Source organism: Mesorhizobium sp. LNJC405B00 (genome assembly GCF_000502615.1).
Lineage (GTDB): Bacteria > Pseudomonadota > Alphaproteobacteria > Rhizobiales > Rhizobiaceae > Mesorhizobium.
Map to the genome: position 1 here is coordinate 484,263 of NZ_AYWC01000004.1, position 15,231 is coordinate 499,493.

At 58.9% G+C, this 15,231-nt stretch carries 11 protein-coding genes; 3 read left to right on the forward strand and 8 right to left on the reverse strand.

Going from position 1 to position 15,231, the window contains the following annotated elements; all coding sequences use genetic code 11:
- Window positions 1–35: 35 nt before the first annotated feature.
- Window positions 36–764 (reverse strand): NDP-sugar synthase, encoded by a 729-nt coding sequence (locus tag X756_RS154095; protein ID WP_023681041.1) that lies wholly within the window; start codon window positions 762–764, stop codon window positions 36–38.
- 634 nt (window positions 765–1,398) lie between these two features.
- Here X756_RS154095 and X756_RS154090 point away from each other — a divergent pair.
- Window positions 1,399–2,076, forward strand: coding sequence for a response regulator transcription factor (locus X756_RS154090; protein ID WP_023670902.1), 678 nt, complete (start codon window positions 1,399–1,401; stop codon window positions 2,074–2,076).
- Window positions 2,077–2,172: 96 nt separating this feature from the next.
- On the opposite strand, the gene X756_RS154085 is transcribed toward X756_RS154090, so the two are convergent.
- A complete protein-coding gene (locus tag X756_RS154085; protein ID WP_023729568.1) occupies window positions 2,173–3,891 on the reverse strand; it encodes a PAS domain S-box protein in 1,719 nt (572 codons plus the stop codon).
- A gap of 254 nt (window positions 3,892–4,145) precedes the next feature.
- Here X756_RS154085 and X756_RS154080 point away from each other — a divergent pair, with 254 nt between their 5' ends.
- Entirely contained in the window at window positions 4,146–4,823 is a 678-nt protein-coding gene (locus X756_RS154080; protein WP_023689781.1) for a helix-turn-helix transcriptional regulator, read from the forward strand.
- Between the two features lie 159 nt (window positions 4,824–4,982).
- On the forward strand, window positions 4,983–6,119 hold the full coding sequence (locus X756_RS154075) for an NAD-dependent epimerase/dehydratase family protein (RefSeq protein ID WP_084569891.1): 1,137 nt from the start codon (window positions 4,983–4,985) through the stop codon (window positions 6,117–6,119).
- A 763-nt stretch (window positions 6,120–6,882) separates the two neighbouring features.
- On the opposite strand, the gene X756_RS154070 is transcribed toward X756_RS154075, so the two are convergent.
- From X756_RS154070 to X756_RS154045, 6 genes are all read right to left on the reverse strand, one after another.
- A complete protein-coding gene (locus tag X756_RS154070) occupies window positions 6,883–9,084 on the reverse strand; it encodes an exopolysaccharide transport family protein (protein ID WP_023729571.1) in 2,202 nt (733 codons plus the stop codon).
- Window position 9,085: 1 nt separating this feature from the next.
- Window positions 9,086–11,083 (reverse strand): asparagine synthase (glutamine-hydrolyzing), encoded by a 1,998-nt coding sequence (gene asnB, locus X756_RS154065; protein WP_023729572.1) that lies wholly within the window; start codon window positions 11,081–11,083, stop codon window positions 9,086–9,088.
- A gap of 168 nt (window positions 11,084–11,251) precedes the next feature.
- Window positions 11,252–12,541, reverse strand: coding sequence for a glycosyltransferase family 4 protein (locus X756_RS154060; RefSeq protein ID WP_245264484.1), 1,290 nt, complete (start codon window positions 12,539–12,541; stop codon window positions 11,252–11,254).
- A gap of 272 nt (window positions 12,542–12,813) precedes the next feature.
- Window positions 12,814–13,014 carry a Trm112 family protein gene (locus X756_RS154055; RefSeq protein ID WP_023729574.1) on the reverse strand — a complete coding sequence of 67 codons (201 nt, stop codon included), beginning with the start codon at window positions 13,012–13,014 and terminating at the stop codon, window positions 12,814–12,816.
- Between the two features lie 26 nt (window positions 13,015–13,040).
- Window positions 13,041–14,342: an O-antigen ligase family protein gene (locus X756_RS154050; protein WP_023729575.1), complete on the reverse strand. Its 1,302-nt coding sequence runs from the start codon at window positions 14,340–14,342 to the stop codon at window positions 13,041–13,043.
- Between the two features lie 90 nt (window positions 14,343–14,432).
- Window positions 14,433–15,188, reverse strand: a complete 756-nt coding sequence (locus X756_RS154045; protein WP_023729576.1) for an AAA family ATPase — start codon at window positions 15,186–15,188, stop codon at window positions 14,433–14,435.
- Between the last annotated feature and the right edge of the window lie 43 nt (window positions 15,189–15,231).

Sequence of the window (15,231 nt, forward strand, 5' to 3'; positions counted from 1 at the left end):
AGCCTTGTTACTGGCTAGACCTCTGCATCAGACTTTCATGCGGCTGCAGCGGCAGCCGCGACCTCGATTGAGGACGACTGATCTTCCCAGGCAATTGCCTGTGCATTCTGGAAGTCATCGACACGACCGATGTCGAGCCAAAGACCGTCATGCTTGTAAACATGCACGGTCGTGCCGCCCTGCATCATCTGCAGCATCAGGTCATCGAACCCAAATGGGATCCCGGACGGAATGAACCGCAGGACATCTGGGTTCATGCAGTAAATCCCCATGCTGACGAGATGGGAAAGCGTCGGCTTTTCCCGGAAGAGCTGGACGGTATTGTCGATCTCGTCGATGACCCCGAAGTCCATCTTGATATGACGGCACGCCGTGGCGATCGTAACGGGATCCCTATGCAAGCGGTGCGCGGCTACAAACCGGCTCAGGCTTAGATCTGTGAGGACATCGCCGTTCAGAACGACAAATGTTTCGTTCAGTTCATCCCTAATCAGAGAGAGAGGTCCGACGGTGCCGAGTGGCTCCATTTCCTGGGTATATTTGATCTTCAAGTTCCATTGCGATCCGTCGCCGCAGACGCTCCGGATCAAATGTCCTAGATACCCTGTCGTAATATATACCTCTTCAATGCCGTTGCGCCGCAGCCACTTCAAAAGCAACTCAAGAACAGGCCTGGCCCCTATCGGCATTAATGGTTTCGGCAGGACCGATGTAAACGGTCGAAGGCGCGTACCCATCCCACCACATTGAATCACCGCTTTCATTCGATCCTCCTGATCTGCAGTTGGCTTTGTTCGGGATCGGTGTTCCATTGTCCGGCCAGGGCACACCCTCAAATCCGGCCAAACCTCGGCGGCAATCCGAACATCATATGCGAAAAGGTATGTGACAGCCGGGGCGGCTGTCGTCGTGCATTCGAATGGTAGGGATTCAAAACGTTCAAGGTATTAGATGCCACGAGATCAACAGCCGATAGAAGCGCGATTGGGCACTGATCATGACGCCGATAAAAACGAAAGCAGTTGCTTTCAAGAAAGCTGCGATCCGCCAGGGCCGGACCGGCCTACAGGTCCGGCGACAGCGGGTGGCGACATAACAGATGCCACATGATTACGATGGTCCTGAACAGCTGGCTTTGGACCCAGAAATGGGAAACCGGCATCGTTTTGCCGACGGGCACCGCACGCCAGGGTTAAAAATCTATGGATGAGCTTCGCAATTTAGTATTATATTAGACGTTCTGGATGTGCGTGGATGGGACGCTGCGGACATCACTGTGATGCGTTGACCAGTGGATGGCCGCCATTTTAGGACCACCACGGATTGTCGATCATAGGCGAATGGGAGGTTCCAGCGGGTTTTCTCGTCGGGAACCGAGTAACGCGTTGGGGTAGTTGCATGGCTCGGATCGTCATTGCCGACGATCACGGCTTATATCGGCGTGGTCTCCGGCTGGCACTCATGGCTGGAATTCCAAGCGCCGAAATATTCGAAGCTTCGTGTTTCGATGCCGCGGTCAATCTTCTAGAGGAGCAGGCGTCCATCGATCTTGCGATCCTCGATCTGAACATGCCTGGGCTGTTCCATCAGGAAGTGCTCAGCGACTTTATGGCTGCCTATCCTGACACTCGCTTTGCGATCGTTTCCGGGGATGATTCCCGCTCGGAGATACTGACCGCGCTTTCGATCGGACTTCACGGGTATATCGTCAAATCGCAGAGCGACGAAGAAGTCGTGCTGGCTGTAAACGAAATCCTCGCTGGCCGGATCTATGTGCCATCTCTCCTATCTCGAACGTCTGCCGACCAGAGATCGCATGCCCCCCCACCTCCGGTTCAAAATCCCAGCCGCCGGCACGAGGGCTCGGGCGACGTCGCTAGGCTGACGTCTAGACAGAAGGACGTCCTCAAGCTGATGGCAGAGGGGTACTCGAATAAGGAGATTGCCCGCAATCTGGACATTGCCGAGGCGACAACGAAAATCCATGCCGCAGCCGTGCTGCGTGAGCTTGGGGTTAGAAACCGTACCGAAGCAGCTGTGTTGCTCCAAAGCTGGCTTACGAGACAGGCGAGTTGACGCATGCCCCTCGAACCGGCCCGAGTTTGCTTGCAGGAAATCGCAGCAAAGGGCCCACACCATCGGTTAATTGGTCGGCTTCGACTTGGAGGGGCTCTATTGCAATCCAAATTCCTCAATTTCTTTGCGCGATACACGCAGCGAATATCGAAGGCCATCTTCCGATATTTCCATATTCGGGGAATGACCGACAAGCGGCGTGCTGTCCACACCGATTATCAGTGACCCGAACCCGCGGCGTACGACTTTTGAACTCTTCCGTCGGCCCGATTCCACCCAATCGAACACGAGGTCGTCACCTTCGTCCTCGGATGCAAATCGCCACTTAACTTCGACCTTGCCATTCGGGTCACCCAGCGCACCATGTTTCACCGAGTTTGTCGTCAACTCGTGAAGGATCATCGCCAAGCCCTCGGCGGCGCCGCTTGGCACAGTGAGGGAAGGTCCACTGATCGTTATGTCGCGTGTCTCCTTGAAGGGCTGCAATTCCCGGTCCACGAGCTCATGGAGCATCCCTGACAGGTTGGCGTGACGAGAAAGGATGCGATGGGTCGCCTCCAGCGTTCGAATCCAATCGATCAACATCTCCTTGTATTTGGCAACGTCATTGTCGGGGATATCGATCATGTTGACCAGAGCTCTGATCACTGGAAACACATTGCTGAACCGATGGCGCTCTTCGCGCATTATGCGCTCGCGTCTCTTTACGGCGGCGCGAAGCAAAGTTGTTTGTCGACGTTCGGTCAGATCCGCCGCCACCCCGATGCGCATTTTGCGGTCGCCGTGCTCTTCCTGCCGTCCACGCAATGCAATCCAGCGTGTGTGACCATCCACTTGCCGGACGCGAATCTCGACGTCAAAGTTCAATGCCGATGAAGGCTTCGCCGAGGCGGACAACTTCGGCCAGTCGACGGGATGGATTACGGCCGAGAGTTCTTCCAAGCGGCGGACTGGGGCCGGAGGCAGACCAAGAATGTCCCAGAACTTGCCGGAGCCGGCGACTGTCCCATCCTCAATGTCTATTTGCCATGTGCCCAGGCGCCCGGCAGATACGGCGAGATCGAGCCATTCCTTCTGAGCCCGAAGGGCCTCGCGTGCCGCTTGTCGCTCGGAAATATCGTCAACCACCACGAATACGCTCTCATTTGGCGCCTCGTCCGGCCGCGACGAAGACAGGGCCAGGTGAGCCCAAAATGCCGTGCCATCCTTGCGCAAAACGCGGATATCCGTCCCCGACGCGGTCCCATTGCCCAAATCTTGCAAAAGTTTCCGCACAGTACCTCGATCGTCGCGGAAAATGAGTTCCTCAAGCTCCAGTTGGGCAAGTTCCTTGTGCGCGTAGCCGGTCATCTCCAAAAGCCGTCTGTTCGACTGCAGCAGTTCGCCATGGCGATTGGTATTAGCAAAGCCCAAGGCGGCAGCGTCGATGGCACCGAGCCTCGCTTCTGCCACCCTGAGCGCACCATGCAGATCTTGTCGCAGGCGGTGGAACACAGCTGCGATCAGGCTACCCGAACCCAGAAGGAAGACGGCCCCGGTCCAGTCTCGACCAGTGAGGTGACCGTCCAACAGGTGTCGCATCCACAAGCCGGCGACCGCCATCAGAAGCGTTGCTGCGATGGCAACAAAACGGCCCTCAAGATACACGATGACAACGGTTATGGGGATAAACGCAACAAGCGGCAACGGCTGGCCGCCATATACCGTACTTATCGCCTCGAATGCTATCGATGCTGCAAACACCAAAAGCGAAGCTAGATGAGCCCACGTAGTGCTCGACACATTCGATTTGAGCCAGCGCAGGTCCGAACCCATGCGCAAAGACTACAACTTTCGGTCTAGTCCGTCGAGACTAGGCCGAAGGGGTGGCACCTAATCCCAATGCCCGATTGCCATGACTTTGCCGGCGAATAAAATCATGGTGTCAGGAGCGCTCTTCAGAAAGATATATCCAGGAGACGCTGCGGAAAAACCATTCGCAGATTTCTCGCAGTATGTGGAAATTCAAGTTGAAGCAGCAACTTCATCAGATTTGATTTGCGTCAGTAGCAATGGGTTGGGTGGAAGCGATGACACTGATTGAAACGCGAAACGATGCGCTTGCAGGCAGGCAATACATTGTATTGAACGATACCCGCCACGAAAGGCCGATAAGCCTTGTGGACCGACCGGACGCAAGGGTCGGCGGATCTCGACGACGCAGCCTGGAATCCATCACCGGCATGCTTGATCGTATGGGTTGCGGCTATCTCGTCCTGGACCGAGACAAGAAAGTAATAGAATGGAACGCTGCCGCTCGGGACACCCTCGCACGCCAGGGCGAAGCAACTGATACAGCCGTCGAGCTTGCTGCCGGGTTGAGGCGGCTGGTCGCGAATGTTCCGGTCCACCTCCAGCCGGGCTCACTCTCATGGGTAGTGATCCACAGCAGAGGCGACAGGCCGGTGACCATGAACGAGACGGGGGTCGTTACACCGGACGGGACAACCGTCGTCGCATTGCTGGACCGGGATAACAAATCGGCGGCCAACCCTCGCACGTTGCAAAGGATGTTCGGTTTGACCAGCGCGGAAACGCAGTTGGCGCTACGCCTGGCCCATGGCGACGCGCCCCTGGAGATCGCCCGCAGCTGGCATCTCAGTCGCACGACTATCCGCTCTCAGCTCGCCTCGCTGTTCGCCAAGACCGACACGAGGCGTCAGGCGGAACTAGTGGCTCTTTTGGGGCGCATTTCGGTTTTGCCATGAGAAATCGACTGCTGTCTGCATCCGCTTTGATTCAGACAGCGGCGGCCCGCATTGAGCGCGCTGTCGCGTAGATCACAAGGCCGGCGGCGCCATTTCCGATCGTTCAGGCGCTGCCGAGATAGCGCGGAACCCGGAACCTGGAAACGGGAGTGACTTGCCATGGCCGAAGCAGATTCGAAGGTCAACAAGCTGGCGGATATCGTTCACGCGCTGCAGGATGGTGCTGCGTCGAACCTTACGCACACGGGGCCGATCATCGTCACGGGCGCCGCTGGGTTCATCGGATTTCATGTTGCGTCACGCCTTTTGCGGCTCGGCGCCGAGGTCATCGGCGTCGACAACTTCACGCCTTACTACGACCTGAAGCTGAAGGAGGCGCGATTTACACGGCTCTGCGCCGAGCCGAGGTTCACGCCGATGCGCTTCGACCTGGCGGACCGGTCGCTGGTGAAAGCGCTGTTCTGCGAATTCCAGCCATCGCACTTCGTGCATCTGGCCGCCCAGGCCGGGGTACGTCATTCGCTCGTGGACCCGCATGCCTATGTGGAGTCAAACATAGTCGCGTTTCTCAACGTTTTGGAGGGCTGCCGACACGCCGGCGTCAGCCATCTCGTTTATGCCTCGTCGAGCTCCGTATATGGCGCCAATCGACGCATACCCTTTTCCGAGCATCATGGTGCCAATCATCCGGTGAGCTTCTACGCCGCCACCAAGGCCGCCAACGAATGCATGGCGCATTCCTACAGCCATCTGTTCGGCTTGCCCGTGACCGGACTGCGCTTCTTCACCGTCTATGGTCCCTGGGGCAGGCCCGACATGGCAGTCTATACTTTCACCCATGCCATCGCCGAGGGCCGAACGATCGAAGTCGCCAACGCCGGGCGCGTATGGCGGGATTTCACCTATATCGACGACATCGTAGAGGGGGTTGTTCGCGTGCTCGCCAAACCACCGTGTCAGGATCCCGGTTGGGACGGTCGCGCTGCCGATCCTGCCACCAGTTCGGCGCCATATAGGCTCTACAATATTGGCAATGATCGGCCGGAAGAAATCAACCATCTGATCGCGCTCATCGAGACGGCCCTTGGTCGCCGCGCCGTTCGCGTCAACGTACCTTTACCGCCAGGTGACGTCCTGGAAACCCGCGCCGATGTCAGGGACCTCCGCCGCGCCGTTGGCTTCGCACCGGCGACAACACTGGAGGACGGCGTGCAACGTTTCGTGGAATGGTATCGGGAATTCCATGCACGCCCTGTGGGGCAGGTGCGACCAGCTGGCCTTCCGGCAACGGCATAGTGAGCACAACGCCGCCATTTCCTTGGTGTGACAGGGTCGCGGCTCGCCTTCAATCTGTCTTGGGATACGCCGGCACTGGAAGGGGCCCAAGCTGCCGTCCTGTACTGTGCCCGACCCCCAAAAGGCGCTTCTGGCAAAGGAGCCGCAAGCGCGCCCGAGAGCACCATCCCAACCAGGATCGTGAGCAGGACCGTAACTACCCACCGCATGGGCAGCACGATCGTCGCCGTGAACAGCACATAAAAGAGCATCTCATAATTGAGCGTCCAACCCAACTCGTAGACCGGCTGAACGACGCCGCCAGGGCGACTGGCCGGAATGAATAAGTACGATTCGACTACAAACCTGAGGTCGACGTAGCTCTGGTTGAGAAAGTTGGGGGCGACCACCGCTACCGCAACGTAGAGCGAGGTGAGCGCTCAATATAGCGGGACAATTCGCGCGATCCGGCGGGAAATGAAGAGACGCGCGCCCCCGGGCTTTGCGAACAACAGCCGGGACGTATGCACCATAATAGGGCCGGGAATCACGAAGAAAACATCGTTCCAGCCCTCCATGGTATCGGATTCCAGCTCTGAAAGGTGCGGCCAGCCTGTAATTCCAGGGTGGCCGCATCATGCTGGGCGTGTCGCAGCGCGACCGAACTAGCCGCGAGGGCGCGCAGGACCTGGACCTGGGTGAGGGTTTCGCGTTGGCTGCGCTCGACAGGCGTCGANAATGCCGACGCTCCCTGGGATATTTTTTTGAACATCGCAACGCGCCATCAGACCCTCTCCAACAGAAGATCGGCGTTGTCTCCGAGACTGGAGCCGGCCAGCCTCTTCAGGTTCACCCGGGTGAGCACACTCCCTACTGGAACGGTGGCGGATCCACCGGCGCCTATTGCATCCAGAGCACCACGGGCAATGCTGCGCCTCGTCCTTGCCCAGCGAACGGCAAAAAGCACCGAATCGGCCCAGCGCTTAAGCAGCCTGGTTTCAGGCCCCCCGAGGCCCAGCGGACCGTTCATGATGACCACGTCGTAGGCCGAACGCAGTTCCTCAGTGAACTGGCATTTGTCGACGGTGGACAGAAGCGTCAGGAGATCATCGGAAGGTGCTGGAGCGGCCATGAGGTCGATACCGATTTCCGGCATCCTCGTGATGGCATCCTTCAGCACGCAACGTCCATTCACATAGTCGCCGAAGGAGTTCCGGGCCTTGTCGGTGCTGAATTCACCACGAAACCCGTTCGTGAGCCGTACATCCTTGCGATCGAGATCGAGGAAAAGCACTCTTCCTCCCAACCGCGTTGCCGCCAGCGCCAGGCTCCATGCCAACTCGGTCTTGGCATCGTCCTGGATGCTGGACGTCACGAGAATGATGTGCGGCGGCTGCCCCTTGCCCTGAGTCGGCGCCGCGGTGACGAGCAGCGATGTCACGGCCCGGCTGAACGGCAAGTTCTGCTGGCTCAAAACCAGATGCCGCAGCTTTTTCGCATGAAGTCCCGAAACCCTGGGAAGCAGTCCTATGCACGGGATCCCAAGCTCGGCTTCGGCCTCGGCTTCACTGCGCAAGGTCTGATTGAAGGCGTTTCGGACTAGAACGAAGACCGCCCCCATCACACTAAACACGATCATGCTGGGGGGAATGAGGAAAATTGGCGGCAAAGTGATGGGATTCGACGGCGGCCAGGCAGCCGAAAGGATCGCCACGCCTGGCGAAGGAGCGGCGATGCGCCGTGTCAGGTCCTGCTGCCGGCCCAGGAGTTCGTTGTAATGCTGCGTCACGATGGCAACCCGCGGCTCAAGGGCTCGCAGCCCGGAAAGTTGGTTCGCCGTGTCGGCCACAGCCGCGTCGAGCATCGCTTTGCGGCCCTCGAGAGCCGCAGCCTGCGAGCGGTAGACATTTGCCTCGGCAGCGATGCGGGCAATGCTTTGCTCGATTTCGAGGGTGATCGCGTTGCGCAGATCGCCGTCGGCGGCGGCACCCGACTGGCGTGTCACCAGGTCCGTCAACACGGGCGATCCGATTTCTTCAGCGATGGCCGTGACGGGGGCGCCCGCCTTACGCAGGTCCTCGATACGGCGAAGGCGCGATTCCGACGCGGAAAGACTGGCTTTCGACAAGAAGATCTGCCGGCCGAGCTCCGCAGTCTCACTGGCTGCGTTGTTGGCCCCAGTCTGATCGACGGCGCCATGCGTGAGCCGGTATGTTTCCAGCCGATCCGTCGATTCGACCAGATCCCTTTGTACTTGCGGAAGGCTGGCGACAATCGAATCCAGATGAACCTGATCCGATGCGCGGCTCTTTTGTATGAGATCTTGAATGTAGACCTGGGCAAACGTGTTCGCGACAAGTGCCGCACGCGCGGGACTTGGATCGGTGAAGCCGATGGTGATGACGCGCGATCGCAGCTCTTGTCCGACCCTCATTCCGTTGCGGAGCGCCTTCAGCTCGGGCGCGTCCGCTGCGTCCGGACTTTCCGCAACTGTCTTACCCTGTCTCCAGGCCCTGCTCAGGAGATCGCTGAGGAACGAGCCAGCCGCGGGCGGGACGGCGCTGACGCCGCTCTTTCCGGTACCGTCGACTGTTTGGGCCTTGCGCAGTGCTGCCAGAATCCGACGCAGGTGGCCTTCTGAGGAGAGCATCGTCAGATGATCATCGATGCTCGATTCCAGCGAGTCCTGGGCGATTGCCATGCCGCCCGAAGCACTGCTGCTCGGGGCGTCGATAATGACCTGCGTCGTTGCCTCGAACAGCACCGGGCGGGTGAAGCCTGCCAGTCCGGCCAGGATGCCGCCCAAAAGGGCCATGGCAAGCAAGAACCATTTTCGCGTCGTCAGGATGATTACAAGCTGGTGGAAGGGTGACGATTGCGTTGGCTCGCGTGGCGGCCGCATCGAGCGCAGATTGGTTTCAAGTGTCCCAACTTCCATTTGCTTGGCGCGCGGACGCCGGGCGCGGTTGGCTATGGAACCTTCCATCTCAATCCCCTGTCAGTTCGATATGGTAAGAAGGGTGCATGGCGGCCGCCGATGGCCGCATGGCTTCGTTGCGCCACGCCTGAAACATGAGCACCGGCCACAGGTCGCGGAAATTATCTTGGCTTCCATGCAGATGATTGCGCCAGCATGCGTCAACCTTCTCACGGTCGATGACCCCGTCCCCGGAGCGGCCGATCGTGGCAATGATATCGGTTGCCCAGCCGCGCAAGGGCCCTTTCAACCAAGTCCCGACCGGAACGTCGAAACCTTGCTTGGGCCGGTCGACCAGTCGGCGTGGTACATAACGATCGAGCAGTCGGCGAAGCAACCATTTGCCCTTCCCGTTTCGGACTTTGGCACGGGCTGGCAAGCGCCAGGCGAATTCAACGACGCGATGGTCCAGGATCGGGCATCGCCCCTCGAGGCTGTTGGCCATGGTGGCTCGATCGAGCTTCACCAAAATGTCGCCCGGTAGATAGCCTGTCATGTCGGCGAATATGAGACGCGAGAGCAGGCCGTCGAGCTTTGTGGTGTCGGTCGCTGCTGGCGACGGCTTGCGATGAACAAGGTCGTTGGCTGAAGATCTGGTCAGTTGCAGAAGGAGTTCGTCCTCATCTCGCGCCGCGAGCAGGCGGGCAAGGCGAGCCAGGCGGTCGCCGCGCAAGCCATGCCGCATATTCGCTGAAAGCGGCAGATTGCCGAAGATATCTTTCTGAGAGGCTTGGGCCAGCAACCCAGCCCCCGATGCCAACAGCCGGCGAAAGGACAATGGTAGCTCATGCTGCTTTGTGAGGCGGGTTGCCAGGAAGTGTCGAGAATAGCCTGCGAAGCACTCGTCGCCACCATCTCCTGAAAGCGCCACCGTTACGTGTTGCCGCGCGAGGCGCGACACCAGCAGCGTCGGTATCTGCGATTCATCGGCAAACGGCTCGTCCCAAATCCGGGGCAACTCCGGAATGACCTCAAGCGCGGCGGCCGGCGAGAGATGAAGTTCCGTATGATCGGTGCCCAGATGCCGAGCCACCGCGGCCGCATGGGGAGCTTCATCAAACCCACCTTCGCCGAAGGCTATGGTGAACGTACGAACGGGGTTTCGGGACTGTGCCTGCATCAGGGCGACGACAGTCGAGCTGTCGATTCCGCCCGACAGAAAGGCGCCCAGCGGCACGTCTGCAACCATTCGTTCCTTGACGGCCAGGCGGAGCAGGCTGTCGAGCTCGGTCGCGAGGTCCTCGTCGCTGGCGGCTATCGGATCGCGCTGTCCCTTGCAGGCGACATCGGCCAGCGACCACCAAGGGTGAATGCGATGCGCAAGCGAACCGGTGCCTCGGGCGCTGGCGAATTGCGCCGCAGTGACCGACAGGACTGAACCAGGCGGCAGCTTGAACACGCCCTGCCAAATGCAACGGTCATCCGGCACCCAGCCTTTGGAAACCATCGTCGTCGCCGCATCGACATCGAGTTCCGGGGTGAACCCTGGGAAGCAAGTGATCGCCTTCAGCTCCGAGGCGAAGACAAGCGCGTCACGTGTCAACGCGACATAGAGTGGCTTCTTGCCCATTCGGTCGCGGGCAAGCTGAAGCGTTCGGTTCTTCTGATCCCAAAGCCCGAAAGCGAACATGCCAGCGAAGCGCGCGAGGGCTGCATCAAGGCCCCAGCTTTCGATCGCGCACAGCATGACCTCCGTGTCGCTGGCGCCGCGGAAATGATGGCCCGCCCCTTCCAGTTCACGGCGCAGATCGCGAAAATTGTATATCTCGCCATTGAAGGTGATGACATACCGACCGCTCGCGGAGCGCATTGGCTGGCGACCCGCTTCGGACAGGTCGACGATGGCCAGTCGCCGGTGGCCGAAGGCTACCCCCGCTTCACGGCTCATCCAGAAGCCCTCGCCGTCAGGCCCGCGATGACGAAGGGCTGAGGTCATCTGTCCAATTGCCCTGAGCGACCTCGTATCTGCGGCGTTGGGTGCCAGGAGAATTCCAGCGATCCCACACATGCTAGCGCCCTCGCTCCCGAATGGGCGCCGAAACCGCCCCGGCTGGAATTCGCCTGGTCAAGGGCGCGATCCTGCGCGTCAGGAAAAATTCGCCCGTTCGCAATCCCGGACCGGGGGGCTGCGTCGCATGACACATCGCGACGGTCAGCGCCGATATTGCCTCGCGGGTCATTGCCTCGCCTCATCCAACCGTCGGCTTCCTTCCTGCGCCATCAACACAGCGGGCGCCGAATGTGAAGCACTGCTGTGCGTCCGGCCGTCAAGAACACTCAGATACAGATCGCAATAACGGTCGACGACGTGCGACAGCGCAAATTGCTCCCGAACAAATCCGATCGAACGTTCGCCCATGACTTTTGCGAGGGCGCGATTGGACAGAACTTCGATTATTCTGGATGAGAGGGCTGCCACATCGCGCGGCGGGACGAGATAGCCGTTCCACCCGTGTTCGACCACGTCGTTGCAGCCGGGCATCCTCGAGGCCACGATAGGCAATCCAGCCAAACCGGCCTCCAGAAGGACGCGCGGGACGCCCTCGCGATACCGGGTGGGAAAGGCGAACAAGTCTGCCATGCCGAGGAGCGCTGGAACATCTGGCCTCGGGCCCAGGGCGATTACATGAGGAGAGTATCGGTCGATATCCGCTTTGTGGACGGCAAACGGGCCTTCCGATTGCCACGGGCCGACAAGCACGAAACGTGCGTTCGGCCTCTCGCGCAGGACGTGTGGTACCGCTTCGAGGAGAGCCGGGATCCCCTTCTGGCGGGTCAGTCTGCCCACAAAGATCACGACTTCGGCCGACTGGAGCCCAAGTTCTTCGCGCATGGCCGTTGCGGAATGACCCCGATCCCGCGCCCTCGCAAACGCATCCGCGTCGATTCCAGAACTGCGGATCAGCCGCCCCTTGCCGCGTCCGACCAGCCGGTAACGCGCGAAGAAAGCCTGGTCGTCTCGGTTTTGGAAGACGGTCGCGGCTGTCCAGAATGAGGCCAGTCCCTGAAGGCAGCAGAAAATCGGACGCAGGGCCAACGCTCTCGGCTCTAGCGAGGAGAATGTCCAGCCAAGCCCATTGATGGTGCGGACGACCGGAACCTGTCCTCGTAACGCAATGGGTGTCAGGAGATTCGGCTTCGTGTCGAAACTCTGAACAATGTCTGGCCGGATTTTCAACAGCAATTTGCGTGCCGCGCGCAAAGTGCCCCACTCTGCGCTGCCGCTGGCAAACCGGTCGAAACTCAATTGGTGATGTGGAATGCCGTGAGGCGCGAATGCGGCACCATCACCGCTCGACACAGCCGTAACCCGGAAGCCCCTTTCGCGCACGGACAGCAGGAAGGGAATTCTCAGGAGGTGATCCTCACCTCCGACGCAAACCAGGTGAGGTTTCATGCCGCCCTTCGGGAACATGCGCGGCATCTCGGTCGCGCAATGTTGCTGGCTTTTGGAGTCTTCTTTCACAGCCTCGGCTTCATCTTTTTTGCCCGCAGGACGAGAAGCCAACGCTAGGAGGAGGCCCGCCTACTGTCCTCGTCTGTTCGAATGAAACAAGCCGTGTTCTGGCAACGAGCCGGTGTGCCGAAGGTCAGATACCTACGCACCGTATAAAATGGTCCACACTGCTTGGTTACCCAAGCACGAGAGGCCCACCGATCTATCCCGCGGCCTTTCATGTGCTCCCGTTGGATTGCGGTCTAAGTTCTTCGGCTCGGGGCACTGGGGTTGACCGCCCTTCAGGTGATCGCTCGCGCCTCCGATCTCAGCATGATCGGAACGCCGTCGCGGATCGGGAAGGCAAGTCCCGCGGCTTTCGATATGACTTCATCGTTGTCTGAATCCCAGGCAAGCAAGCCCCTGGTCATTGGACATACCAGCCAGTCCAATAGCCTGAGATCGAACGAGGTATTTTCTTCCTCTCGTCTATCGGCGTCCATCTGCTATTCCTTTCCCGGCCAATGTACTAACGCTCAACCCCGAAGCGAGCGCGCTTCCCGACATAGAAGCGATCGCTCGAGATTCGCGTTGCTGCTGTAGTTCGTGAACTCTCTGCAAAGAGGCAAATCATCAGGACAAACCACACGATCGGATGGCGTATGATCAAATGCGGGATGCTGAAGATGACGATCGAACCCAAAAGCGCTAGCAGGGCGTCGAATTTCGCGCGCCAAGCGGATACGGCGGAGGAAATGATGATCCACACCAGCGCCAGAACTGCAACAAACCCGCCTTGACTGTACAGATCAAGAAATGTGTTGTGCGCTTCGAACGGGCGGGGCAGAAATTGCTGATCGCCGACAGGGGGGCGTTCCATGTGCGGACCTGGACCCAACCCCAGCGATCCCGATCTTAGGCCCTTGTCCACTGCTTCAGCCCAGAGATAAAGGCGAAGCTCGACAGTATCCTCGGTTGCTTGACCGCCCTTGTCCTTCGTAAGGCTCTTGGCGAACGCTTCGGCGCTGTCGAACCCGGTGAGGATATAGGGACTCATTGCTATTGCCAGCGGCAGTAAGCCGATAATGAACAAAAGGCCGATTTGGCGGGAAAGACTTGCATTTCCATCGCCGGTCTTGAGCCAGGTCCGCGCCCGCAATCCCAGGAACATCAGACCCGTCACGATCGTAGTATATAGATAGGTATCACTCTTCGTCAGCCTGCCGACATAGAAAGGCAGGATCAAGGCGCACAGCCCCAAGAGCCTTCCCCAGCGGCTGTCGGAGGTCGTTGCAAGATGCAGAGCCAGAGGTCCAAAGACCGCGCAGTAAAGCGCAAGCTGGTTTGGATTGTCGGACCAGCCGCAGAAGCGATCCCAGTACCAAGGATTGACGCCGGACTGGCTGATCCACCCCCAGCCAAGTCCCACTTGAATAGCAAGGCCAACATTGGCGATCGCAACAATCCACCATGCACAATCGCGAAGATGGCGACCGGCATCGGGCTCAGCGGCGGCCAGGCAGGTGACGCTTGCCAGCAAAAGGTAGGCTGCCAGGTCGTGCAGCAACGGGGACAAGTACAGGACGGTGCTCAGATATCCAACGACGGCGCCCATGCTCAGAGCAAATGCCATAAGCGCCCAAAAGCTCGCCAGCATGGCGAAGACGGATGAGGCTTCCATGCGGCCGCCGCCCAGGATACGTCCAATCGAGAGCAGTATCCAAAGCACGAGGAATGTTTCGCCGTAACCGGCGTGCAATAGCGGTAGGGTGAGTTGTGTCGCGTATGACATCACGACGCCGCAGGCCAGGAGCACATTTCGGATTACCATCTGAGCCGTCCAGGCGAAGGCGAGGCAAGGTCATTTACCACTATCGGGGCGTTCCGCCTTCTGCGAGTGAATAGTTCCATATCTCCAATCTCAGACATGATGGTGGGGCGCCGTTTGATTCAAAGCCGAGTCTCTCTCAAGACCAGTGACGAGGAACCTTGCCTGTGACACGTGCCGTCTTTCACGCACCTGCTGTGCAACAGCTTCGGCAGCGGTTGTGAGGCCACTTCGGTCCAAGCTTTCGACGCAAATCATGGGAAGTCGGCAAGATTCAAGCTGCTCGACTACGAGATTGACCTGATCAATGTGATCAAGGCTGCTCTGTAGATCAACCTCGAGAAGCTGTTGGATGATGCCAAGGGAACGGCGGCGTTCCCGAAGGCGCGCCTCCAGAACTTCTCTCGGCGCTTGCAAGCGGATGAGCAGGTCCGGTTTAGGCATCATGTCAAGAGCGCGCGCCAAACTCGCGCGATCGGTTATGCCGCTTAGCAAGACGAGTGAGGAGACGGATTGAACCGTTCCCTGGTCGAAAATTGAAATTACGTCATCGGACGCCTGAGCTATGCTCCAAGCTTGGATAAGAATCTCAAGATGCCACTTCAGACGAATGGCCCACAGTTTGTTCCTAGGCGGAAAAATAGCAAGCATGGCTGCAATCAGGGAGCGCTGTTCAATCCATCTCAAATACAAGCTCGAAAATAGCTTGAGGGCCGCTCTTTTAATCGGATGCCGGCGGTCGCCAAGCTGTAACACGACGGTGTATCCCTGGCTTTGAAGAACGTGCACCAATTCGGCAGCGAAGGTCGTCTTGCCGGCAGCAGAAGGCCCAAATAACTCAAGGATCATTGTTCAATCCAAACCAGAAGATAGCCTTCAACACGAACAACAT